The following is a 24,616-nucleotide window of genomic DNA, read 5'->3' on the forward strand; positions in this document are numbered from 1 at the left end:
CGAGCGCAAACGGGTTATGGCCGAAATTGGCACGATCTTCCGGCGTGCAGGCCTGTCAGATAGACATGCGGTGCAAAATTATCACCTATGATCGCGATGCGAAGTGGTAAAAACTATGATGAGCTGTCATTAATATACTCAATCAATGATTATATATCGTATTTTATTCAATCTTATCGCGTATTTTTTTAGATTTATTTTAGTTACGACTTAGGGAATGCATTAGAAAAATGAAAAATTCCTTCGTTATTATGCTTCTTAGGCCACACTAATCCATTTGGGCAATTTATTTCGGTCCGCTTTTGTACTATTTCTAATGATTAATAAATAACTAATGCATGATGATTTGGGGGATTGGATAAGCCTTTCCAAAGGCCATCCAAAGCATAGCCACCCCTGTAGCAAAGAACAGTGTATCTGCGTAACGCTTTAGGGAGGCGTATATGTTCATGGTTGCATCGCGAGTTATAGAATCCAAGGTGAATAACAGGACGCTATCAACGGCGGGTACTATACTCGTCGTGGCAAATGCGGATCTTTTCTCTGAATGTCTCGTCGAGGCGTTGGACAAGAAATTTCCGGCTTGCGACGTTGTCAGTGCTGGCGCAGCCGCATCTGTCCCGGAAGGTCAGATGCATGAAATGAAGCTTGTGCTGCTGTACCGACTGTCCGGTGCCAGATTGAGTGAAATTTTGTCCGAGGTGCGTTCAAAACATCCCAATGCCCAAATCGCACTGGTCATCGACGCCATCGATATGATCGAAGCCTACCTCAAGCAATTGGTCGAGACGCGCATTATAGATGGTGTGCTACCGCTCAACCTGCGTCTTGATGTTTTCATGGCAGCCGTTGATCTTCTTTTAAAGGGCGGGGAGCATTTTCCTTCTGCTTTGCTGGGAAGGCTAACAGCGGGTCCAGAGGTCTCCAGCAGCACCGTTTACGATACACGCGCTGTTGTGGCCAATCGTGCCGATGCGCTCGTGGCTCGCCGGAACGAGTTCTCGGCGCTGACCACACGCGAAGTGCAGATCCTTGATCTTCTGTGCAAAGGTACGCAGAACAAGATCATCGCCGACCGGCTCCATCTCTCGGAAAACACGGTCAAGGTTCACGTTCGCAACATCTACAAGAAGATGAACGTGCGCAACAGAACCGAAGCAGCATCGCGCTTCTTCAACAAGGATGATGCACCGAGTGATGCAAACAAATGGCGCAACTGAATTGCGCCATCGAAGGGCAGATGTCTTCACGTAATCCGTTAACCAAGCTATTAGTCTCAACTGTTAACTGTAAACATTGTTTAGGCTTCGGAAGTTCCGGTGATTTACCTGTCGTTTTCTAAATCCGCCTAGCGTTCACCCATAACGCAAGATCGGAAAACGACGATGAATACGATGCTGAAGCCAAAAACGACTTATAAAATCGACCGGCAGGCTGAATTCAGCGCAAAGCTGACCGCGGCACACGCAAGGATCGAAAAGACATTTCTTGATGGCGGCGCAGTCCTCGTTTCCGTGATGGAAATTCTCAGCAATCTCATCGGCATTCTTGACGGCATGACGGGCACCCTCGATGGGAAGACGGCCAAAAACACCGTTGAGGGTCTGCGTAAAACAATCGATGATCTCGCGCGACTGCCAAAAACCGAAGAGAACAGGCAGGCGGGCTTTAAGTCTCTGGCAGAGATGTGCTCGTCAACACGCGGTCACATCGACGATATCCATGAAACGATCCGCTATCTGAAAACCTTCGCCATCACCGTCAAAATCACGGGTGCGGGGTTGACCGAGTTTGCCGGTTTCGCCGATGAAATTCGTGAACGCATTCAGTCCGGTGCAGATGAAGTCGGGCGCTTTGCCGCCAACCTGGAGACGATGCGCTCGCAACTCGTCAAGGCGCGCTCTTTGTCGTCCAGCACATCGGTCGATTTCAGCACCACCATTCCCCAGATCATCAAAGGCCTGAACGAAAATTCTGCGCGTATATCGCTGCAGCACAAGGAGATGGCGGACATCGCCGCTCAGGTGAAGAAAATCGCCCAGACCATTCAAGGCAAGATCGGCTCGGTTCTGTCCTCCTTACAGATCGGCGATATTACCCGCCAGCGCATCGAACATATTCAGGGCATGTTGCAAATGCTGGACGAGTTCAGTGCGTCCGCCGAGGCAAAAGACCTTGATGACGGTGAATATGCCGTGTTGCGCGAAGCCGTTCTGCAATTGGCCAGCGCGCAGATGGATGAGACCGCTGCCGACTTCCAACGGGATTGCGGCAAGATTTTCGCCAGCATTTCCAGCTTTGCGGATGATGCCGCCCGTATCCTGTCTCTGCGTGACGAGTTGATTGATCGCACCTCGAATGGTGATGGCAACGTTCTGGCGCTGATGGAAAAGGGCATTCTCGAAGCCTGCAATCTCGCTGCACGCGTTCAGGAAAGTAGCGCCGATGCCGATGACGTCGTGCGCTCTGTGACCAGTAGCGCACAGGAACTGTCGCGCGGCATTGAGATTTTGCGCTCCATCAAGATCGATATTCATTACATGGCGCTGAATTCCAACCTGCGCTGCTCCAAGCTTGGCGATGCGGGCCGCTCTGTCAACGTTGTCAGTGGTGAAATGCGGGTCTTCGCAGGCAAACTGGAAACGCCTGCCGATGCAATCGTCGAAGAACTGCAGCGCGTCGAAACCGCCACGCAGCAATTGGTGCAGCAGGGGCAGGGGCTTTCCGCAGATCTCGCAGGTCCATTGGATCAGGCACTGCAAGCGGTGCGCCACGCCAAGACACAGATGGATAGCGGCATGGATGCTCTTGCCGAAGAAGGTCAGGCCGTTTTCAGCCGTATCAGCTCTGCGGTGGTGACGCTGGATTTCGAAAGCGAGCTTGGTAACACATTCAATGAATGCTGCCAGATCGCTGCACAGTTATCGGAAGGGTTCGATGCGGATGTTTCCGGCTTTAGCCAGAAGATCGAACCATTCAGCACCCGCGTTTATAAGCTCTATACGATGGCGCAGGAGCGCGACGTGCATGTGCGCTATCTGCCCGCAGCCGTGTCGTCATCTCGTGCCACTGCCGCTGTAAGCACGACATCCGCCTCGGAAGATGATGATCTTTTCGCTGATGCGCTGTTTTAGTCACCCCTTGGCGTCATCAGGACAAAGCCTTTTCGACCAATGCGGCCGCGAAGGCCGCATTTTTTTAGGTTTCACCTCGCTGCTCATAAACTTTATGTTTCCTCGACAGTCGTATAAGTAGGGCGCTGGAGAAAGACCTATGAGAATTAGCGCGATTACGAACTGGGCCTATGTCGCAACGGTGTTGCTGACCTTGCTTGCTGGCGTTTCGTTCATTCTCTCCTCTCGTTATGCCCTCCATGAACGACTGGCCGTTGAGCAACATCTTGTGCTGGCTGAACTGGCCGACGACCTGGAACTTGAAGCCGAGAAACGCACGGATGAAGCCCGGCTTTATATCATGCGCGGTGATGAGCGCGACCTTGCCGCATTTTATGTCGATGAAAGCAAGGAGCGCGATTTCGAACAGCATGCGAAGGTTGCGACCGGGGACGGGGCAAGTGAAGAAGAGTTGTCCATTTTCAAGGAGATAACGGCAGGCGCCGACAAGCTCGATGAGCTTGAACGCCGCGCCATCTTGGCGTTTCGTGCCGGGCGGCAGCCAGATGCGCAGCAGATTATCTTTGGCGATGACCACCACGCCGCCTATTCCGCACTCACGGCAGATGTCGAGAAACTTCGTGCTCTCATTTCGCAGCGCACCAGTGCGGCACTTGCAGAAGCGCGTGATCGCAGCGACCTGTTCGGCCTCATCGCCCGTATCATGTTGACGCTGACCGCGACTGTGTTTCTTGGCGTTTTGTATTTCGTCGTCAAAAAACGCATCGCAAACCCGCTCATCGCCATGACGGGCATCATCAACCGGCTTGCGAAACAGGATTTCGCAGTCGTTGTGCCACACCTCAACAGGCGCGATGAGATTGGCGATATGAACACGGCCATAGAGGTGTTTCGCTCCAATGGGCTGGAACGTGAAAGATTGGATGCGGAACTGCGGCGCGATCAGCGGATCAAGGATCTGATCCTTCAGATGATGCACAGGCTGCAAGCGTGCCAGACGCAAAACGAAGTCGCCGATATCGTCACCCTCTATATGCCGCAAATCTTTCCCGAAATTGCCGGCAATCTGTTCATTCACGATGAAACGCACAGTCATCTGCTGGTGCAGGGGATGTGGCTCGAGCCACGGCACGCGCAGAAAAGTCTGCCACCCAGCGAATGCTGGGGGTTGCGGCGCGGACGACCCCATTTGAGCGATCCTGTCGACAAGGACGTCGCCTGCTCGCATGTTTCGACCGACAATGTCACCTCGCTATGCGTTCCATTGACGGCGCTTGGCGATACGGTTGGTCTTCTCTATCTGGAATCCGAAACACCATCTCTGGTGCGCGATGCACGCATTTATCTTGAGTTGATTGCGGAAAATCTGGGGCTGGCCATTGCCAACCTCCAGCTTCGTGACAGGCTGACCGGGCTTGCCACAAGAGACGCGCTGACCGGGCTTCTCAACCGCCGTTCGCTGGATGAGGCCATCAACCGTCTGGCAAAAAGCAAAACGAAAACGCCTCAAAGTTGCCTGATGATCGATATCGATCACTTCAAGCGTTTTAACGATGAGTTCGGCCATGATGCGGGTGACGCGGTTATAAAGCACGTTGCGCAAATTCTGGTGGCGGCAACGTCGGGCAAGGGGCACGTTTTTCGCTTTGGCGGCGAAGAGTTCACGGTTTTTCTTGATGATCTGGATGAGAAAAACGCCGCAGAGTTTGCAGACGTGCTGCGCGGGCGGGTGGCAACCGCGCCTCTGTCTGACCGCGGCAGGTTTTTGGGTGTGGTGACGATATCAATCGGTGTCGCCTCGGCGCCGGATGATGGTCCCGTCATCAACGTCGTGAACCGCGCCGACGCAGCCTTGTTGACGGCAAAGGAACGAGGCCGCAACAGAGTTGTCACCTCATCATCGCTTGCCACAGAGCTTGTCTGATTTCGGGTTACTTCACCCGTTCCATGATCGACACATAGTTCGCAACGGCGGTTCCGCCCATGTTGAACACGCCTGCCAGCTTGGCGTTTCGAATTTGCATGTCGCCTGCATCGTCGGTCAGCTGCATCGCGGCCAATATGTGCATGGAAACGCCGGTGGCCCCGATCGGATGGCCTTTTGCCTTTAAACCGCCAGACGGGTTGACCGGCAACCGCCCGTCCTTGGCCGTTATGCCCTCGCGCACGACGCGATAACCTTCACCCGGTTTCGCTAGGCCCATCGCCTCATATTCAATGAGTTCGGCAATGGTGAAACAATCATGTGTTTCCACCAGAGAAAGATCATTCAGCGCAATTCCCGCACGTTCCAGTGAACCTACCCATGCGCGGCGCGCTCCCTCGAAGGCAAGCGGGTCACGGCGGCTGAGAGCGATGATGTCATTGGCCTGCGTTCGTGCCCTGAAACCGATGGCGCGGTGCAGGGTTGCGGCGGTTTCCTCATCCGCCAGAACAAGCGCGGCAGCGCCATCCGAAATCAGTGAGCAATCCGTGCGGCGCAGCGGTGGGGCCACATAGGGGTTTTTGTCTGAAACCGTGTTGCAGAACTCAAAACCGAAATCCTTGCGCATATGGGCGAAAGGATTAGCCACGCCGTTTGCGTGGTTTTTGGCCGCAATCATCGCCAGTTCTTCCGAACGGTCGCCGTAACGCTGGAAATAAGCCTGCGCGATGCGCCCGAACTGACCAGCAAAGCCACCGGGAATATCGCCTTCCTCGGCGCGGTAACAGGCGGAAAGCAGAATATCGCCAACCTCTGCGGTCGGCAACGCGGTCATTTTTTCCGCACCCACCACAAGGGCGATGCGACCACGACCGGCTTCGATGAAATCCATCGCGCTATAAAGCGCGGCCGAACCCGTGGCGCAGGCGTTTTCAAAACGAACCGCAGGTGTGTGCGCCAACCGCTCGTCGCTCATGGCAACCAGTGCGGCCTGAAAGTCCTGTTTGGAAAAGCCATTGTTCATGACACCGACAAAAATGCCATCGATGTCAGCAACGTCGATCCCGGCGTGCGCAATAGCCGGACTGACCACGGAGGCCATAAGCTGTTCCGTGTTTTCCAATGTGGATTTACCGAACTGGCCATGTGCCCAGCCAACGATCTGCGCCTTGCTCATTCCATTCCTCCCAGACCTTTGCCGCTCTCTCCCGGCAAAGCTTGAGGCGAATTATAACAGGCCGGGAGCTTCCGCGCCTGTTCTTTCGACATATTCCGTATAGCCGCCGCCATATTGGTGGACACCATCCGGCGTCAGTTCCAGCACGCGATTGGACAGCGCGCCAAGGAAATGACGGTCATGCGAAACGAACAGCATGGTGCCTTCATATTCGCTCAATGCCTTGATAAGCATTTCCTTCGTGTCGAGATCAAGGTGGTTGGTCGGCTCGTCCAGCACGAGGAAATTCGGCGGATCGAACAGCATGGCGGCCATCACCAGACGCGCCTTTTCACCACCGGACAGAACCCGGCATTTCTTTTCCACGTCGTCGCCCGAAAAACCAAAGCAGCCGGAAAGCGCGCGAAGCGGTGCCTGTCCCGCCTTGGGGAAACGCTGTTCCAGCCACTGCAAAACTGTGCTGTCACCATCCAGCAAGTCCATGGAATGCTGCGCGAAATAGCCGAGCTTGACGCTGGCGCCGACATTCACACTGCCGGTATCAGGCTCTGCGGTGCCCGCAATCAGCTTCAGCAACGTGGATTTGCCCGCACCGTTCACACCCATGATGCACCAGCGTTCCTTGCGGCGGATCATGAAGTCCAAACCTTCATAGATCGTGCGGGTGCCGTAGGTTTTGTGAACCTGTTTCAACGAAACAACATCTTCACCGGAACGCGGTGCCGGTAGAAAATCAAACGCCACACTCTGCCTGCGCTTTGGCGGCTCGACGCGGTCGATCTTTTCCAGCTTCTTGACGCGGCTCTGCACCTGCGATGCGTGCGAAGCGCGGGCCTTGAAGCGTTCGATGAACTTGATTTCCTTGGCAAGCATGGCCTGCTGACGCTCGAACTGCGCCAGCTGATGCTTCTCGTTCAGAGCGCGCTGCTGTTCGTAAAAACCGTAATCACCGGAGTAACTTGTCAGCGATCCCGCATCGATTTCGATGATCTTGTTGACGATGCGGTTCATGAATTCGCGGTCATGCGAAGTCATCAGCAATGCGCCGTCATAGGTTTTCAGGAAATTTTCCAGCCAGATCAGGCTTTCGATGTCCAGGTGGTTGCTCGGCTCGTCGAGCAGCATCACGTCTGGCCGCATCAGAAGAATGCGGGCCAGCGCCACGCGCATCTTCCAACCGCCGGAAAGCTTGCCGACATCGCCGTCCATCATCTCCTGGCTGAAACTCAGGCCCGCGAGAACTTCCCGCGCACGCCCTTCAAGCGAATAACCGTCAAGCTCCTCGTAACGCGCCTGCACCTCGCCGTAACGTTCGATGATTTCGTCCATCTGGTCCAGTTGATCGGGGTCAACCATGCGGGCTTCGAGTTCGCGCAGCTCGGTGGCGACGGCGCTGACGGGTCCAGCCCCTTCCATCGCTTCGGCCACGGCGCTTTTGCCAGCCATTTCGCCGACATCCTGGTTGAAGTAACCGATGGTCACATGCTTGTCCGATGCGACCTGACCTTCATCGGGTTGCTCCTGTCCCGTAATCATGCGGAACAGCGTCGTTTTGCCAGCGCCATTCGGGCCAACAAGCCCAACCTTTTCGCCACGGTTCAGCGCCGCCGAAGCCTCGATGAAAAGAATGCGGTGACTTGCGGATTTGCTGATATTTTCAATGCGGATCATGGAAGGGCAACCGATAAGCTGGGAAATTCGGCTCCCTATGCCATGTTGGGCCGGAACTGTCACCCGATGAATTGTCAGCAGTGGAGTAACCTCGTGGTTCTGACTGTGGAATGATTGTAAAATTCCTGTAAAATCTTTTGGAATGGAAATTCCATTTTGCTAGGATGTTTTCCAATCATAATAGAAAAAGAGGAAGCGGCATGAACGCAAATGCGGCACCGGCAACGGTTGATGCCTTTCAGGAACGATTGTTGGCCGTGGCGGATGGTTTGCCCAAACGGCTACGCCAATGCGCGGATTATGTTGCCGCCAATATAGAGCGCATCGCCGTTTCGACTGTCGCGGAACTGGCGGAAGGGGCGGGCGTTCAGCCGTCTGCCTTCATGCGATTCTGTCAGATCATGGGCTTTTCCGGCTTTTCGGACATGCAGCGTCTGTTTCGGGAAAATTACACCGGCGGCTGGCCGGATTATACGACACGACTCAACAATCTGCGCGACAGCGGCGACGACAAGGGAACGCTGCTTTTGGCCGAGTTCGTCGAGGCCGGGCGTGCGTCCCTGGAAAATCTGCTGAATACCGTTGATCCGCTGGAGTTTGAGGCCGCCATTCGTGTGCTGTCAAGCGCCAGCATGATCCACATTGTTGGCCTGCGCCGGTCTTTTCCCGTGGCCAGTTATCTTGCTTATGCGTTTGAAAAAATGCGCGTGCCCGCCATGTTGCACGCATCCGTCGGGCAACTCCACAGCGATAGCGCCATCAGATATGGCGACGTGGTGCTGGCCATCACGTTTTCTCCTTATTCTGCGGAGACGATGGAGCTTGTGTCGTCCAGCCTTGCACGTCGGGTGCCGGTGGTGGCGATTACGGACACTGCCGTCAGTCCCTTGCGCAAGCTGGGCGCTACAATTCTGACGGTCTCCGAAGTCGATTTCGGCGCATTCCGCTCGCTGTCGGCCACGCTCTGTGTTGCGATTGCTCTTGCCGTGGGTGTGGGGACACAACGCCAAATTTGAATATTTATGTTGAAAATTCAGAAAATGGAATTTATGATCCAAAAATAGAAAAGTCAGGGGCGATGGTGGAGCATCGTTCCAATCGCGGGAGTCGCGTTCAACACGCGAAGGAGGAGGAGGAACGTGAAAACGCTCGATCTCATTACGATAGGCCGTTCGTCGGTCGATCTTTACGGCGCGCAAATTGGCGGTCGTCTGGAGGATATGTCCTCTTTCAATAAATACATCGGCGGTTCGCCCACCAACATCGCTGCCGGTGCGGCGCGGTTGGGCCTGAAAAGCGCCGTCATTACCCGCGTGGGCGATGAGCATATGGGCCGCTTCATTCGTGAACAATTGGTACGCGAGGGCGTCGATGTTCGCGGTGTGAAGACCGATCCGGAACGCCTGACGGCGCTGGTCCTGCTCGGCATTCGCGACCAATCGCAATTTCCGCTGATTTTCTACCGCGAAAACTGCGCGGACATGGCGCTGTGCGAGGATGATATCGATCCTGATTTCGTCGCAGATGCTGGTTGCGTCTGTGTCACAGGTACGCATTTGTCCAACGTAAAAACGGAAGCGGCCGTCCTGAAAGCGCTGAACATTGCGCGGGAAAGCGGCGCAAAAACCGCGCTCGATATCGATTATCGGCCCAATCTCTGGGGTGTGGCAGGCCATGGCGATGGCGAAAGCCGCTTCGTGGAATCCGCCAAGGTCACGGCCAAGCTGCAATCGACGCTACATCTGTTCGACCTTATCGTTGGTACGGAAGAGGAATTCCATATTGCCGGCGGCTCGACCGATACGCTGGAGGCATTAAACGCCGTTCGCAGGGTTTCCAATGCGACGCTGGTGTGCAAGCGCGGACCGATGGGTGCCGTTGTTTTCCCGGCAGATATTCCGGCTAGTCTGGATGATGGCGAAGCGGGCGAGGGTTTCCCGATCGAAGTCTTCAACGTGCTGGGCGCGGGTGATGGCTTTATGGCTGGCCTGTTCCGTGGCTGGCTGCGTGGTGAGGACTGGCCGACAACGCTGAAATTTGCCAATGCCTGCGGTGCTTTTGCCGTATCGCGCCATGGCTGCACGCCTGCTTATCCAAGCTGGGAAGAGCTGCAATATTTCTTCCGCACCGGCATCAAAAACAAAGCGCTGCGTAAAGACGAAGCGCTGGAGCAGGTGCATTGGGCAACCAATCGCAAGGGTGACTGGAACACCATGCGCGTTTTCGCCTTTGATCACCGTATGCAGCTTGAAGCCATGGCCGATGAGGTTGGGGCTGATCACGCGCATATTGGCGAATTCAAAAAGCTTTGTTTGCAGGCCGCACTTCGGGTGTCTGGCAGCAGAGCGGGATATGGTATTTTGTGCGATAGCCGGTTGGGCCGTGACGCGCTGTTTGAGGCGAGCGGCACGAACCTATGGATCGGCAGACCGGTCGAATGGCCGGGCTCGCGTCCTTTGACGCTGGAGCCGGAACTCGGCCTTGATTTTGGCGGCCTGAACGAATGGGCGGCCAACAATGTCGTCAAGGTTCTCGCCTTCTATCATCCAGATGATACGCCCGAATTGCGTAAGCAACAGGAAGACACTGTTGTCCGTCTGTTTCAGGCTGCGCGCCGCAACAGGCTGGAGCTGCTGCTGGAGGTCATTCCGTCCAAGGTTGGACCAGTCAATGATACGACGGCGGCACAGATTATCGACCGTTTCTATGAGATCGGCGTCTACCCCGATTGGTGGAAGCTGGAGCCGATGAAAACGGAAGCCGCGTGGAAAAACGCGACGGATGCCGTGCATCGGAATGACCCCTATGTGCGGGGCATTGTGGTACTCGGTTTGGATGCACCGCAGGACGAACTTGAGACCAGCTTCCGTCTGGCCGCAGGGTTCGATCTGGTGAAAGGCTTTGCCGTGGGGCGCACGATTTTTGCCGATGCGGCGCGTGCGTGGCTGGCTGGCACGATCAGCGATGAGGCTGCAATCAGCGACATGGTGAAACGCTACGATGCCCTGTGCCGTATCTGGGATAAGGCGCGCGCCGAAAAAAACAAGGGAGAGGCAGCGTGACAACAATCCGTTTGACAGCAGCGCAGGCGCTGGTGCGCTATCTGGCTGCGCAGATGAACGAAGATGGCGAAACATACATTTCTGGCGTCTGGGCCATTTTCGGCCACGGTAATGTGGCTGGTCTGGGAGAGGCGCTTTACGGCATTCGCGATGAGCTGCCGACCTATCGCGGCCAGAATGAACAATCCATGGCCCACGCCGCCATTGCTTATGCCAAGCAACTCGGCCGCCGTCGCGCCATGGCTGTGACGTCCTCCATCGGCCCCGGTGCGACCAACATGGTCACGGCGGCAGCGCTGGCGCACGTCAACCGCTTGCCTGTCCTGCTTATTCCCGGCGATGTTTTCGCCAATCGCGGACCGGACCCGGTGTTGCAGCAGATCGAAGATTTCGGTGATGGCACGGTTTCGGCCAATGATTGCTTCAAGCCTGTCAGCCGGTATTTCGACCGTATCACCCGGCCTGAACAGCTTCTCACCGCTCTGCCCCGCGCCTTCCGCACCATGACCGATCCTGCCGATTGCGGCCCGGTCACGCTGGCATTTTGTCAGGACGTGCAGGCGGAAGCCTTTGATTATCCGGCCAGCTTTTTTGAGAAAAAAGTCTGGCGTCAACGTCGTCCTGAACCGGATATTGCCGAGTTTGAAGAGGCCGTTGCTGCTTTGAAAGCCGCAAAAAACCCGGTCATCGTCGCTGGCGGCGGTGTGCATTTTTCGGGCGCGACAAAAACGCTTAAGGATTTTGCCGAACGACACTCCATCCCTGTCATCGAAACGCAGGCAGGCAAATCCGCACTGGCGTGGGACCACGATCTGAATTTCGGCCCTGTGGGTGTGACGGGTGCAGACAGCGCCAATGCCATTGCGGAAAAGGCCGATCTGGTCTTCGGCATCGGCACTCGCTTTCAGGATTTCACGACTGGTTCGTGGGCACTGTTTAAAAATCCTGGCCGCAAGCTGCTGGCGTTGAATGTGCAGCCCTATGACAGCGCTAAGCACAACGCCATCAGCCTGACGGCAGATGCAAAGGTGGGGCTTGAGAAGCTGTCAAACGCTTTGGGAAGCCATCGCTTTAATGCGCCTGACGGGGGCTTGAAACAGGAGTGGTTTGCGAAAGCGGACGCGGTGACGGCGGCCCCCTCTGACGCCAACAGCTTGCCGACCGATATGCAGGTCATCGGCGCGGTGCAGCGGTCCTCGCGGGACAATACGGTTGTCATGTGCGCGGCAGGCACCATGCCGGGAGAGCTGCACCAGCTCTGGAAGGCAAAGCTGCCGCTGTCCTATCATATGGAATACGGCTTCTCGTGCATGGGCTACGAGATTGCCGGTGGCCTTGGCATCAAAATGGCAGAGCCGCACCGCGACGTGATCGTCATGGTGGGCGATGGTTCCTACATGATGATGAATTCGGAACTGGCGACCGCCGTTGCCATGGGCGTGAAGATCACGCTCGTCATCACCGATAACCGGGGGTACGGCTGCATCAACCGGTTGCAGATGGGCACTGGCGGCGCGGAGTTCAACAATCTTTACGCTCACACCAATGTCAACCCAATCGCCATAGACTTCACCGCCCATGCTGCCAGCATGGGTGCGGATGCACACAAGGTCTCTTCGATTGCGGAGCTGGAAACGGCATTGAATGCGGCGCGTGAAGCGACGGTAACAACCGTCATCGTCATCGACACCGATCCTTACCCCACACCGGATGCGGGCGGATATTGGTGGGATGTCGCGGTGCCGGAAGTCTCGGCACGAGAAGAAGTCAACAATGCACGCGCAGCTTACGAAGCGGCGTTGAAGGAAAGACAGTAATCATGGTTCTTTACGGCACAAACCCCATTGCCTGGAGCAATGACGACGACCGCACGCTTGGCGCACATATCAGCCTTGACCAGTGCCTGGATGAAACGTCCAAAATCGGTTTCGATGGCATCGAAAAAGGTCACAAGTTTCCGCAGGAACCGGATGCGCTGAAAGCCGTGCTTGCGCCGCGCAATTTGCGCTACGTTTCCGGCTGGCATTCGCTGAACCTTCTGACCCATTCCATCGAAGACGAGAAAGCGGCCATTCAGCCTGCGCTTGATCTTCTGAAAGCTATGGGTTCCAAGGTCATCATCGTTTGCGAAACCTCCAACGCCATTCACGGCGATGATGCTAAACCGGTCAACGACCGTCCAAAGCTTGCGGACAGCGAATGGAAAAGGTTTGGCGAGGGCGTGGAAGCGCTGGCAAAATTCGCTGCCGATCAGGGCGTTGCGCTGGTCTACCATCACCACATGGGCACCATCGTTGAAAGCGAAGACGAAATTGACCGGCTGATGGACAATACCGGTCCGCACACCAGGCTTTTGCTCGACACCGGCCATTGCCTGTTTGGTGGTGGAAACCCGGAACGTCTGGCCAAAAAATACATGGGCCGCGTCGGTCATATCCATGCAAAGAACGTCCGCCCGGTGATCGCGAGCCAAGTGCGGGACGAGAAGCTTTCTTTCCTCGAAGGCGTGCGCCGTGGTGTCTTCACCGTGCCGGGCGATGCCGAGGGTGGCGTGGACTTCCCGCCCGTTCTCAAAATCGCTGCCGAACACAATTACAGCGGTTGGCTGGTGATTGAAGCCGAGCAAGATCCCGATGTGCGCAATCCATTTGAATATCAGAGCCTTGGCCTGAAATCCCTGCGCGCTTTCGCCAAAGAAGCCGGGCTGGACAAGGCCTGAACTAAAGCATATGGCGTGAAAAAGGATTCACGCCACATGCTTTAACTCTTTATTTTAACGCATTATCCGGACGCAAAACCGCTTCGCACTTTTGCTGGAAATGCTTTAGGAGACGACAGATGGCAAATCTGCTTCGCAAACCAACCGGGCAAACCGGCAAGGTCCATGATATCACCCCGGAAAGTGCTGAGTGGGGTTATGTCGGTTTCGGTCTTTACCGGCTGAAACCGGGCGAGGTCGCGACTGAACAGACCAACGAAACCGAAGTCATTCTCGTTCTGGTGGAAGGCAAGGCGGAGGTGTCGTCGCAAGACAAGCACTTCGGTGAACTAGGCGACCGCATGAATGTGTTCGAGCGCAAGCCACCGCACTGCGTCTATATTCCGGCTGGCTCGTCATGGTCGGTGACGGCGACCAGTGACTGCACAATCGGCGTTTGCACAGCCCCCGCCAAGCCGGGTCGCGAAGCGCAAGTCATCGGCCCTACTGGCATTTCACTCAGCGAACGCGGCAAGGGTGCCAACACGCGCTACATCTTTCCGATTGCCATGGAAGACCGTGATGTGGCCGATAGTCTTCTGGTCACGGAGGTTTTCACGCCGTCAGGTCACTGGTCATCCTATCCGCCGCACCGGCATGATGAGGACAATTATCCGGACATGACCTATCTGGAAGAGACCTATTACCATCGCCTCAACCCGGATCAGGGTTTCGGTTTTCAGCGTGTGTTTACCGAAGATGGTTCACTGGATGAAACCATGGCGGTATCCAGCGGAGACGTCGTGCTGGTGCCGAAAGGTCATCACCCCTGCGGCTCGCCCTATGGCTACGAGATGTATTATCTCAACGTCATGGCTGGCCCGATGCGCAAGTGGCGGTTCCAGAACCACCCGGACCACGACTGGATTTTCAAGCGCGATAATGGTTGAGACTGTGTAATATCAATAGGAAAACAGGCCGCATGAGAGCGGCCTGTTTTGTTTCATCCTGATGATCGTTATTGTCGCGGCGCCTACGAACCGGACGCAACCTTCACATTGCCGCCATGACCACCGCCGCCAAACACCTGTTTTGCACCGAAGGATGAGCGGATCTGGTTGCGTGGGCCACCGAGGCCGATTTCTGGGAACAGAAGTTCAGACACGCGGTACGCTTCTTCAAGGTGCGGATAACCCGACGCGATGACGGTATCGATGCCGATCTCCTGATATTCGCGCAGGCGTGCTGCCACGGTTTTTGCCGAGCCGACGAGCGCCGTGCCCGCACCGGAACGGACTAGGCCGATGCCTGCCCAAAGGTTGGGGTAAACTTCCAGCTTGTCCCTGCGGCCGTTGTGCAGTGCCTGCATACGCGCCTGACCGACGGAGTCAGATGCCTTGGAGAACACCTCCTGTGCGGCGGCAATCGTGTCATCGGAAAGCTTGGAAATCAGCTTGTCGGCATCGGCCCAGGCTTCTTCATCTGTCTCGCGAACGATGAAATGCAGGCGAATACCGAAGGTGACGTTGCGACCCTTTGCAGCTGCAGCCTTGCGCACCTTGGCAATCTTTTCTGCCACCTGCGCAGGCGGTTCGCCCCACGTCAGATATTTGTCGGTAATGCCAGCGGAAAACTCGATGCCCGCATCCGAAGAGCCGCCGAAGTAGATGGGCGGGCGCGGTTCCTGAACAGGTGGCAGGCCGAGCTTTGCATGGTGGGCCTTGATGTATTTGCCATCCAGATGTGCCTCACCCGTTTCAATCAGGGAGTTGAACACCTCGAAAAACTCTTCGGCATGGGCATAACGTTCGTCATGCGGAAGGAACAGGCCATCGCCTGCAAGCTCCTGCGCGCTGCCACCGGCCACGATGTTCAGCAGCAAGCGACCTTGTGATACGCGGTCCAGCGTGGCGGCCAGACGGGCATAATAAGCAGGAGACGCGACGCCGGGACGGATTGCCACGAGGAACTTTAGCTTTTCCGTATAAGCCGCGAGATTTGCTGCAAGAATGAAGGATTCTTCGCAGGCTACGCCGGTGGGAATAAGCACGCCGGAATAACCAAGGCGGTCAACGGCCTGCGCGATTTCTTTAAAATAAGCGGGGTCGGAAGGGCGCGAAAGGTCATCCGAGCCGAGATAAGAGCCATCTCCTGAGGAGGGAATAAACCAAAGAAAATCAAGGGGTGTATCTGTTTTGCTCATTCGAAAATCCTCAAAGTGTCTCATCGCGCGCAAATATCAAGTTGGCCGAAGCTTAGTAATTTCATCCATATTAATAAGAAATTTTATTCCAAAATACTGCGGGAATAGAGAGTTTATCTCCCCGAGTGCAATGCTCCCGGTTCCACCGCATTTCCTTTGTCTCGATAAAGCATAGATTTATGAGTGGCTTAGGGCGCTTTCCTTATGCACTACGTGTGACCGGCTCTGTTTTGGCCGATGCAGACAGCAATTGAGCGACTTCCTGTGCCACAAACACCGCGTGTTCGGTCACTTGTGGCAGGCCCATCAGTTCCCCAAACGTACCACGCGCCAGTGGGCCAGCGATCAACAGCGTTTCGACAGGCTTGCCGTTTTGGTCGATGGCGCGGGAATGCTCATCACACAGAATGCCAAGACCCGTGGCGCAGTTGGTCAGATGGCCAGCCTTCGCCAATTCCTGCAAGAAGAGTTGCGAGGAGAGAATGCCGCCATGGGCCGGGCCGGTGGTGATAACCATTGCATCGACTTCGATAGAAGACGGCTCGGCGTCGCCCCGAAACCTGATGCCGATCTGGAATTTTCCGGAGGCATCTGTTGTCGCGGACCTCAAGGCTCCCGTTTCAATGTGCAAGTTGCCCGAGGCCACAGCCTTGTCCAGTTCCCGCTCCACCTGCGGCGCGATCCTGAAACGATGCACATCCCAGAATGGCCGCACCCAGCGCGCAATGCGGCGACGTTCTGCGAGCGGCAGTGCTTTCCAGATTCCGCCGCCTTGTATCCGCACGGCATCGATAACGCCATGCCAGCTGAAGCCAGCTGTCTCGGCCTCACGAATGGCAAGGCGCACGCGTTTCAGCAGTTGCGAGGCGGAGCGTGGTGGCGGGTTCACAAAATCACCAAACGGCTCCTGCGGCGTGGAAGGATGCCCGCGAGATCGCAAGCCACGGCGTGACACCGAAAGCACATTGCCTTTGTGCCCACGCTGTTTCAACGCGGCAAAAGCATCTGCCGCAGTCAGGCCGTTTCCAACGATCAACACGCGGTCATCGGCAGAGATGTTTTTGAATGCGTTTGGCGCGTTTACATCCGCAACAAGTTTGGCATGACCAGCGAGATGCGAAAGCGATCTGGGAATATCCGGAGGGGGATGGCTGGTGGCGATGACGGTGATATCGGCAAAATGCTCTTCACCATCTGCGGTTTGCAAAAGCCATCCATCCGGCAAGTGTTCGACGTGAACAACCGGCGAGCGATGATGCGTGACGGTGCCCGATGACAAAAGAGGAGCGATTTCCGAGGTCACATAGGCGCCGAAAACCGAACGTTGAGGATAGGCGTTTCCGTTTTCCAGCACGGCATCCGCGTCACTGGCAAGAGCGTCGGTGCGGGCCAGATAATCCGTGAAATGTTCCGGCTGGTCAGGATAAACCGTCATCCGCCCGGCTGGCACATTGATGCGGCTGGTCGGCTCTGATGTGGAATAGGCAAGGCCGGTTCCCAGCGTCTCGCGGGGTTCAAACACCAGCGTCCGCACGGCAACACCGGCGGGCAGATATGTCTGGAGGTGAATTGCCAGCGCCGCACCGCTGAACCCGCCGCCAATAACCGCAACGACCGGACGTTTATGACCCTGCTGCATTTTCATATCTTCTCAGATCGCCTTGCCTGAAACCGGTGTAACCCACAGCATTCCTTATGCAAGCGCATATGCTTTTCTTGAATCCTGCAAGGACTGTTCCAGCAGCACATTCAAATGACGTTTCAGCTCAACGAAAGCGATGGAATTTCGGTCTCGTTTTCGCGGCAAATCCACAGCCACCTCGTGAAAGACGCGGCCAGGCCACGGCTTCATGACGATGATGCGGTCTGCGAGAAACGCCGCCTCTTCGATGTCATGAGTGACGAGCAGCATCGTCGTTTTATTGTCGGTCCAAAGCTCTGTCAGATGGTCCTGCAAATCCGTGCGGGTGAGGGCGTCCAGCGCAGAGAACGGCTCATCCAGCAGCAGAATTTCCGGGCTTGTCACCAGTGCGCGGGCCAATGCGACGCGCTGCGCCTGACCGCCGGACAGTTCCTTGACCCATTTTTTGTCGTAGCCATGCAGCCCGATTTTCCGCAGCGCCGCTTCGGTTTTCTCCCGCCGCTCATTGGCGCCGAGATGCTGGATGCCGAAGGCGATATTGTCTGCGACGGTCAGCCACGGAAACAGGCGCGGTTCCTGAAACACGATGTTCACCAGCGCGTCCGGTTCGCGAACCACCCGGTTGTGCAGTTTGACCTCGCCCCGGCTCGGTGTTTCCAGCCCGGCAATCAATCTCAGCAGCGTGCTTTTGCCACAGCCGGAACCGCCGATGATGGCGACGACTTCGCCCTCTGTTACCGAAAGGGAGAAGTTTTCGAGCGCATGTGTGCCGTTCGGGTACACCTTCGTCAGCGCATTGATCTGAAACATGGTCACGACTTTCGAATGTGGGTGTCTTGCCAGCGCAGAAACGGAGCGGTTATCACCAGAAGAAGCGTATCGGTGAGTTTGCCCAGCACAGCGAAAATCAAAATGGCGGCAAAGATCTGATCCGGTTTTCCAAGCTGCTGTCCGTCCACCAAAAGATAACCCAGCCCTTCGGACGCTCCCATAAATTCAGCGGCAACAACAAACATCCAGCCCAGACCCAGCCCTGCGCGCAGTGCCAGCACAAAATCCGGCAGCACGGCGGGCAGCAGAATACGCGTGATCAAATGCCGTCCTTTGAGGCGGAAAACACGACCGACTTCCACGATGCGCCGATCCACATTCGTCACAGCACCGCTGACGCCGAGATAGACCGGGAAGAAAACGCCCACCGCAATCAGCGCCACCTTCGAAGCCTCGAAAATGCCGAACCACAGGATGAACAGCGGCACCCAGGCGATTGACGGAATGGAGCGAAGTGCCTGCAATGTGGGATCGAAGATGCGCGAAAGACGCGCCGAATATCCGGTCAGCGCGCCAAGCACCGTGCCGGCGGCTGCACCGGCAATAAATCCGGTCGCCACGCGCCACAGTGTTACGCCGATATGGGTGGTGAGTTCGCCAGACGCCGCCAGCGCGTAGATCGTGCCGGCAATATGCGAGGGCGGAGGCATGAGGCGTCCACCCACAATGCCGCCCCGCACCAGCACTTCCCACAGGATGAGCAGGCCAACGGGTAGAACAATGCCTATGACGGGATGATCGACAAGGGAAAACCTCTTGAGTTTTCCCTTGTCGGCTTCGACCCGTTGTTTCGCGATAAGGGTTTCCAGCACAGCCATGGCTCACTGCCCTGCTTTCATCACTGTCCGACAGCAGCTTGGCTGAAGGATGGTTCGATGAGGGCGGCAACGGTTGCCTTCACATCGACATCCGGCTTCACGACACCTGCTTTTTGAAGGGCAAGACCTGCCGCTTCGATGGTTGCTGCCTGCTCGTTGCCGATGCGCGAATAGTTCAGGTCGGTGCGCTCCAACTGGCGGGCAATAACCGCATCCGGCAGCTTGGTTGCGGCAACGAGCGCTGCCTTCAACTGTGCAGGTTCGGCAATGGCTTTCGCACGCGCCTTTTCATAAGCGCCGATCACGCGCTTGACGACGTCAGGATGCTCCTTGGCGAATTCCTCGCGCACGTTCAACACGCCCCAGCTGTTGTTGGCGGCATTGCGGTAAAACAGCACGTCGCCATTTTCCACTTCGGCAGATGCCATGATCGGGTCAAGACCGGCCCACGCGTCAACATCACCGCGCTGAAGCGCAAGCTTGCCATCGGCGTGTTGCAACAGAACCAGCGACACGTCCTTTTCCGTCAAGCCCGCATCGGCCAGGGCGCGCACGAGGAAAATGTGCGGATCTGTGCCCCGCGTCACGGCGATGGACTTGCCCTTCAGGTCCGCAACCTTGGAAATGCCGGTGTCCTTGCGTGTGACGAGCGCCGTCCACTCAGGCCGGGAATAGACGTAAACGGCCTTGATCGGATTGCCGTTGATACGACCGATCAGGGCAGCAGCGCCCGCCGTCGAGCCGAAATCCAGCGACGAGGCGTTCAAAAATTCCAGAGCCTTGTTGGAGCCGGCAGACTGCACCCAAGTCACCTTGATGCCGTCTTTTTCGAATTCCTTTTCCAGAATGCCGTCATTCTTCAAAATCAGGCTGACGGGATTATACGTGGCCCAGTCGATCCGCAGTTCTTTCAAATCCTGTGCGTAAGCCTGGGCTGAAAAAAGAAGACCGGCGACCGCACCGGCCAAAAGGCTTGAAATGGACTTCATCAATTTGGCTCCCCATAATTTATCGTAAAAATCTACGGGAAAAATAGAAAATTGCGGCCTTCAATCTTCTAAAGATTGCGGCTGCTGCGAAAAAAACGACCCGTCGATACCGGTCGTTTGGTGGTTTTGCCTATCGAGACGAAAGGTGCCCAAACGACAGCGGCTCCGAACCAAAAGGTCGGAGCCGCCTGGAAAATAAGATATTGAAAGGCCTGATCAGGCCTGCGGCTGCTTTGTCTTGCGCAGGTATGGCAGGACGGTATCGAAGGAGCCGAAGCGCGTAATCGCATCCTCGTTGGAAACCGCGGCAGTGATGATGACGTCTTCACCCTGCTTCCAGTTTGCAGGTGTTGCGACCTGGTGTTTTGCGGTCAGCTGGATCGAGTCGATGGTGCGCAAAATCTCATCGAAGTTGCGGCCCGTCGTCATCGGATAAGTCAGGATCAGCTTGATCTTCTTGTCGGGACCAATCACGTAAACGGAACGCACCGTGGCGTTGTCCGCAGGCGTGCGGCCTTCCGAGCTGCTGCCTGCATCGTCAGGAAGCATGTCATAGAGCTTGGCAACCTTGAGGCCTTTGTCACCGATCAGCGGATAACCAACTTCAAAACCGGTTGCGGTCTGAATGTCCTGCTTCCACTTGGCATGGCTTTCGACCGGATCGACCGAAATGCCGATAACCTTGACGTTGCGCTTCTTGAACTCGCCATCGAGGCCAGCCATCGCACCAAGTTCTGTCGTGCACACCGGCGTGAAGTTTTTTGGGTGCGAGAACAAAACGGCCCAGCTATCACCAATCCACTCATGGAAACTGATCGGCCCTTGGGTCGTGTCCGCGGTGAAATCGGGGGCGGCCTGATTGATACGCAAAGTCATTGCATGCTCCAGCATAAGGTTAGAGTTCGATCTTCTCTCTTTGGTGGCTTAAAGTCGCCAAATAATCATCCAGAAAATGGCCGCTGACTAGGAGAAAAATTCTTCTTTTCGGTGAGGGGTGTAATGACTTTGCGTGAGTGGTTGACACGATATGGCGCGCCATGATTTGATGGCCTTAAATTCATTGTGTCATCGGCTTTAGCCCGTTGTGGCAACTCTGCCGCACCCAGAGGTTTAGTGAGTTTTAGTCCAGCAAACCATCTTGGCGTTTTGCGATAAGTTGCATATGGTGAATGCATCAACGTAACGAGGGAGGTATTTCATGGCATATTTTTCCGACTCCCCGGTGGCATCCGCCATTAAGGGCTGAAGCCCTCTTTCTCTTTCATCAAGAGATTGACGTGTAGACCGCATCATTCGGTCACCTCCTGATTTTCCCAAAATCTTTTCGCGCATCAATCAAAGCGCGGATTTCATCTTTCATTCGTATCGTGGGACCCGGCCATTGCCGGGATGCTGTTCATGTCTTTTGCTTTTAAAATGCGCCGTAGTCAGGCGTTTCGCAGCGTTTTTCGCTTCTGTTGGACGCATTGGCGTCAACAACCCGCCCGCGTGGGACTGATGCTTTGCGCGGTCCTGTTTTCGACACTAGCGGATGTGTTGACACCCATGTTCGCCGGTTTGCTGGTGGACGCTGTCGTGTCCGGCCATGCCAGTGATCCGCTGGTGTGGAACGCAGCGCTTTCAGCGTTCGGCTGGCTCATGGGGCTTGCCGTTGTGGCCGTCATCCTTCGGCATATAACGTTTATGACGATCATCACCTTCACGCTGAAATCCATGACCGATATTGCGGCGGATTCGTTTCACCGCATTCAGCGCTTTTCGTCTGATTGGCATGCCAATAGCTTTGCCGGCTCCACCGTGCGCAAGGTCACACGCGGCATGTGGGCGCTCGACCTGTTGAACGACACCGTCTTCGTCGCACTCTTTCCATCGGTCATCATGCTCATTGGCTCGACCATTCTGATGACGTGGTATTGGCCGATGATGGGTCTCTTGGTCGGCGTGGGATCATTGCTGTTCGTCGTCATCACCGTCTGTATGGCGTTGGGCTATGTCGCGCCAATGGCAAGCCTTGCCAACAGTTGGGATACCCGCCTCGGTGGTTCGCTGGCTGATGCCGTGACCTGCAATGCGGTGGTGAAAGCCTTCGGTTCGGAAGACCGCGAAGACCACCGCCTGACGCGCGTTATGGGCAAATGGAGAGACAGAACCCGCCGGACATGGACGCGCGGCACAATCAATGGCACACTCCAAGCGGGTTTGTTGAGCGTTATGCGGGCTAGCGTTGTTGGTCTTGCGTTGCTGCTCTGGGCAAGCGGTAAGGCCAATGCGGGTGATATCACTTTTGTGCTGACTGCGTTCTTTATCCTGCAAGGATATCTGCGGGAAATCGGTATGCATATCCGTAACTTGCAGCGGTCTGTGAATGATATGGAAGAACTTGTATCCATTCATGACCAACCGCTTGGCATTGAAGACGTGCCGAACGCCAAAGCCTTGCTGATCGATGAAGGCCGTATCGAGTTTGACCGGGTCAGCTTCCATTACGGCAAACATCTGTCTCCGCTGTATAAGGATTTTTCCGTCACCATCAAACCCGGTGAGCGGGTGGGGCTTGTTGGCCATTCCGGTTCTGGCAAGACGACATTCATCAAGCTCATCCAGCGTTTGCATGATGTCAGCGATGGAACCATCCGCATCGATGGGCAGGATATTTCCAAGGTGACGCAAATGTCGTTGCGCCAGCAGATTGCCATCGTTCAGCAGGAACCCATTCTGTTCCACCGCTCGCTGGCCGAAAACATTGCTTATGCAAGGCCGAACGCGACGCAGACGGAAATTGAAAACGCGGCAAAACTTGCCAGCGCGCATGGCTTCATCACGGCTCTGCCGAAGGGTTATGGCACGCTGGTGGGGGAACGCGGCGTGAAGCTTTCCGGTGGTGAGCGCCAACGCATTGCCATTGCGCGTGCCTTCCTTGCGGATGCGCCTGTTCTCATTCTGGATGAGGCAACATCCAGTCTGGATTCGGAATCGGAAATGTTGATCCAGCACGCCATGGAACGGTTGATGCAGGGCCGCACGACGCTGGTTGTCGCGCACCGTCTGTCGACAGTGCGCTCATTGGATCGGCTTCTGGTGTTCAGCCACGGCGCGATTGCCGAGGAGGGAACCCATCTCAGCCTTATCCAGAAAAAGAGCGGAATCTATCGTGGCCTGTTCGAACGGCAGGCATTGGAGCTGACAAAAGGACTTGTCATCGAGGCGGAGTGAAAGAAGTAACAATTTAATCGATTGTTGGAATCGCGGAGGTCAAAAAAAGGCTGGATAGTTCTTTCTCAGGCGGCAATAGTGCAAGCGCTGTGCAGGTTGCACACGATGGTATCGCGACATGCCAAATAAATAAGATTTACCAGTTTAGGGGGAAATATCTTGGCTCGAATTACGCTCCGTCAGTTGCTCGATCACGCAGCGGAACACGGATATGGCGTGCCTGCTTTCAACATCAACAATATGGAGCAGGCGCTGGCCATTATGGATGCGGCGGATGCCACCAATTCGCCCGTCATCATGCAGGCATCGCGTGGTGCGCGCGCCTACGCCAATGATATCATGCTCAAGCATATGATGGATGCGGTTGTCGAAATCTATCCGCATATTCCCGTTTGCGTGCATCTGGACCACGGCAACGAAGCGGCAAGCTGCATGACGGCCATTCAGGCCGGTTTCACATCGGTCATGATGGATGGTTCCCTGAAAGCCGATGGCAAGACACCGGGCGATTGGGATTACAACGTCGATGTCACCCGTCAGGTCACCAACATGGCGCATTATGGCGGCATTTCCGTTGAAGGTGAGTTGGGTGTTCTCGGCTCGCTGGAAACCGGCATGGGCGAAGCGGAAGACGGACACGGTGCCGAAGGTAAGCTCTCGCACGACCAATTGCTGACAGACCCGGATGAGGCGGTAAAATTCGTGCGCGAAACCAAGGTGGATGCGCTGGCCGTTGCCATGGGCACCAGTCACGGTGCGTACAAGTTTACCCGCAGACCGGATGGCTCCGTGCTGGCCATGAACGTCATCGAAGAAATCCACCGCAAGCTGCCCAATACGCACCTTGTCATGCATGGTTCTTCCACCGTGCCGCAGGATTTGCAGGACATCATCAACACCTATGGCGGCGCGATCAAGCCGACCTGGGGTGTGCCGATTGAAGAAATTCAGCGCGGCATCAAGAACGGCGTTCGCAAGATCAACATCGATACGGATTGCCGGATGGCCATCACCGGCCAAATCCGCAAGGTTCTTGCAGAAGACCCAGCCGAGTTCGATCTGCGCAAATACCTGAAGCCAGCGCGTGAGGCGATGACCAAGCTCTGTAAAGAGCGTTTCGAACTGTTCTGGACTGAAGGACAGGCGAGCAAGATCACGCCAATTCCGCTGCGGGATATGGCCAAGCGCTACGCATCCGGCTCGCTCGATCCGGTTATTTCCTGAGTTTTTGCGCGTTAAAAGGACCGGCCACTG

General features: G+C 55.8%; 18 protein-coding genes. 9 read left to right on the forward strand and 9 right to left on the reverse strand.

Annotation, left to right across the window (positions count from 1 at the left end):
- Window positions 1-443: 443 nt before the first annotated feature.
- The gene (locus tag RMR16_RS22510) at window positions 444-1,220 is read left to right on the forward strand and encodes a helix-turn-helix transcriptional regulator (protein ID WP_413785929.1); all 777 of its coding nucleotides are present in this window, start codon (window positions 444-446) and stop codon (window positions 1,218-1,220) included.
- A gap of 858 nt (window positions 1,221-2,078) precedes the next feature.
- On the opposite strand, the gene RMR16_RS22515 is transcribed toward RMR16_RS22510, so the two are convergent.
- Complete coding sequence (locus RMR16_RS22515) at window positions 2,079-2,774, reverse strand: copper homeostasis protein CutC (protein WP_413785947.1); 696 nt, start codon at window positions 2,772-2,774, stop codon at window positions 2,079-2,081.
- A gap of 499 nt (window positions 2,775-3,273) precedes the next feature.
- Between RMR16_RS22515 and RMR16_RS22520 the strand changes: the two genes are divergently transcribed.
- Window positions 3,274-5,058 carry a sensor domain-containing diguanylate cyclase gene (locus RMR16_RS22520; protein ID WP_320197839.1) on the forward strand — a complete coding sequence of 595 codons (1,785 nt, stop codon included), beginning with the start codon at window positions 3,274-3,276 and terminating at the stop codon, window positions 5,056-5,058.
- Between the two features lie 7 nt (window positions 5,059-5,065).
- Here the strand turns inward: RMR16_RS22520 and RMR16_RS22525 are convergent, their stop codons facing one another.
- Window positions 5,066-6,235 (reverse strand): acetyl-CoA acetyltransferase, encoded by a 1,170-nt coding sequence (locus RMR16_RS22525; RefSeq protein WP_320197840.1) that lies wholly within the window; start codon window positions 6,233-6,235, stop codon window positions 5,066-5,068.
- Window positions 6,236-6,286: 51 nt separating this feature from the next.
- The gene (locus RMR16_RS22530; RefSeq protein WP_320197841.1) at window positions 6,287-7,906 is read right to left on the reverse strand and encodes an ABC-F family ATP-binding cassette domain-containing protein; all 1,620 of its coding nucleotides are present in this window, start codon (window positions 7,904-7,906) and stop codon (window positions 6,287-6,289) included.
- Window positions 7,907-8,106: 200 nt separating this feature from the next.
- On the opposite strand from RMR16_RS22530, the gene RMR16_RS22535 reads away from it, so the two are divergent.
- The 5 genes from RMR16_RS22535 (at window position 8,107) to iolB (ending at window position 14,616) form a co-directional block, all read left to right on the forward strand.
- Complete coding sequence (locus tag RMR16_RS22535) at window positions 8,107-8,922, forward strand: MurR/RpiR family transcriptional regulator (protein WP_320197842.1); 816 nt, start codon at window positions 8,107-8,109, stop codon at window positions 8,920-8,922.
- A gap of 123 nt (window positions 8,923-9,045) precedes the next feature.
- Window positions 9,046-10,968 carry a bifunctional 5-dehydro-2-deoxygluconokinase/5-dehydro-2-deoxyphosphogluconate aldolase gene (locus tag RMR16_RS22540; protein ID WP_320197843.1) on the forward strand — a complete coding sequence of 641 codons (1,923 nt, stop codon included), beginning with the start codon at window positions 9,046-9,048 and terminating at the stop codon, window positions 10,966-10,968.
- A complete protein-coding gene (iolD, locus tag RMR16_RS22545) occupies window positions 10,965-12,785 on the forward strand; it encodes a 3D-(3,5/4)-trihydroxycyclohexane-1,2-dione acylhydrolase (decyclizing) (protein WP_320197844.1) in 1,821 nt (606 codons plus the stop codon). Before RMR16_RS22540 ends, iolD begins: the two co-directional genes overlap by 4 nt.
- A 2-nt stretch (window positions 12,786-12,787) precedes the next feature.
- Complete coding sequence (gene iolE / locus RMR16_RS22550) at window positions 12,788-13,687, forward strand: myo-inosose-2 dehydratase (RefSeq protein ID WP_320197845.1); 900 nt, start codon at window positions 12,788-12,790, stop codon at window positions 13,685-13,687.
- A gap of 119 nt (window positions 13,688-13,806) precedes the next feature.
- Window positions 13,807-14,616, forward strand: coding sequence for a 5-deoxy-glucuronate isomerase (gene iolB / locus RMR16_RS22555; RefSeq protein WP_320197846.1), 810 nt, complete (start codon window positions 13,807-13,809; stop codon window positions 14,614-14,616).
- 83 nt (window positions 14,617-14,699) lie between these two features.
- On the opposite strand, the gene ssuD is transcribed toward iolB, so the two are convergent.
- The 6 genes from ssuD to RMR16_RS22585 all read right to left on the reverse strand — a co-directional run bounded on the left by ssuD (window position 14,700) and on the right by RMR16_RS22585 (window position 21,025).
- Window positions 14,700-15,869 carry an FMNH2-dependent alkanesulfonate monooxygenase gene (gene ssuD, locus RMR16_RS22560; RefSeq protein WP_320197847.1) on the reverse strand — a complete coding sequence of 390 codons (1,170 nt, stop codon included), beginning with the start codon at window positions 15,867-15,869 and terminating at the stop codon, window positions 14,700-14,702.
- Window positions 15,870-16,071: 202 nt separating this feature from the next.
- On the reverse strand, window positions 16,072-17,508 hold the full coding sequence (locus RMR16_RS22565; RefSeq protein ID WP_320197848.1) for an FAD/NAD(P)-binding protein: 1,437 nt from the start codon (window positions 17,506-17,508) through the stop codon (window positions 16,072-16,074).
- Between the two features lie 54 nt (window positions 17,509-17,562).
- Window positions 17,563-18,321 (reverse strand): ABC transporter ATP-binding protein, encoded by a 759-nt coding sequence (locus RMR16_RS22570; protein ID WP_320197849.1) that lies wholly within the window; start codon window positions 18,319-18,321, stop codon window positions 17,563-17,565.
- Between the two features lie 2 nt (window positions 18,322-18,323).
- A complete protein-coding gene (locus RMR16_RS22575) occupies window positions 18,324-19,160 on the reverse strand; it encodes an ABC transporter permease (protein WP_320197850.1) in 837 nt (278 codons plus the stop codon).
- Between the two features lie 20 nt (window positions 19,161-19,180).
- Window positions 19,181-20,149: an aliphatic sulfonate ABC transporter substrate-binding protein gene (locus tag RMR16_RS22580; RefSeq protein WP_320197851.1), complete on the reverse strand. Its 969-nt coding sequence runs from the start codon at window positions 20,147-20,149 to the stop codon at window positions 19,181-19,183.
- 216 nt (window positions 20,150-20,365) lie between these two features.
- Window positions 20,366-21,025: a peroxiredoxin gene (locus RMR16_RS22585; protein WP_320197852.1), complete on the reverse strand. Its 660-nt coding sequence runs from the start codon at window positions 21,023-21,025 to the stop codon at window positions 20,366-20,368.
- Between the two features lie 522 nt (window positions 21,026-21,547).
- Here RMR16_RS22585 and RMR16_RS22590 point away from each other — a divergent pair.
- The gene (locus RMR16_RS22590; RefSeq protein WP_320197853.1) at window positions 21,548-23,362 is read left to right on the forward strand and encodes an ABC transporter ATP-binding protein; all 1,815 of its coding nucleotides are present in this window, start codon (window positions 21,548-21,550) and stop codon (window positions 23,360-23,362) included.
- A gap of 159 nt (window positions 23,363-23,521) precedes the next feature.
- Complete coding sequence (fba, locus tag RMR16_RS22595) at window positions 23,522-24,586, forward strand: class II fructose-bisphosphate aldolase (protein ID WP_320197854.1); 1,065 nt, start codon at window positions 23,522-23,524, stop codon at window positions 24,584-24,586.
- Window positions 24,587-24,616 lie beyond the last annotated feature (30 nt).

Source organism: Agrobacterium sp. rho-13.3 (assembly GCF_033957765.2).
Taxonomy (GTDB): Bacteria; Pseudomonadota; Alphaproteobacteria; order Rhizobiales; family Rhizobiaceae; genus Agrobacterium.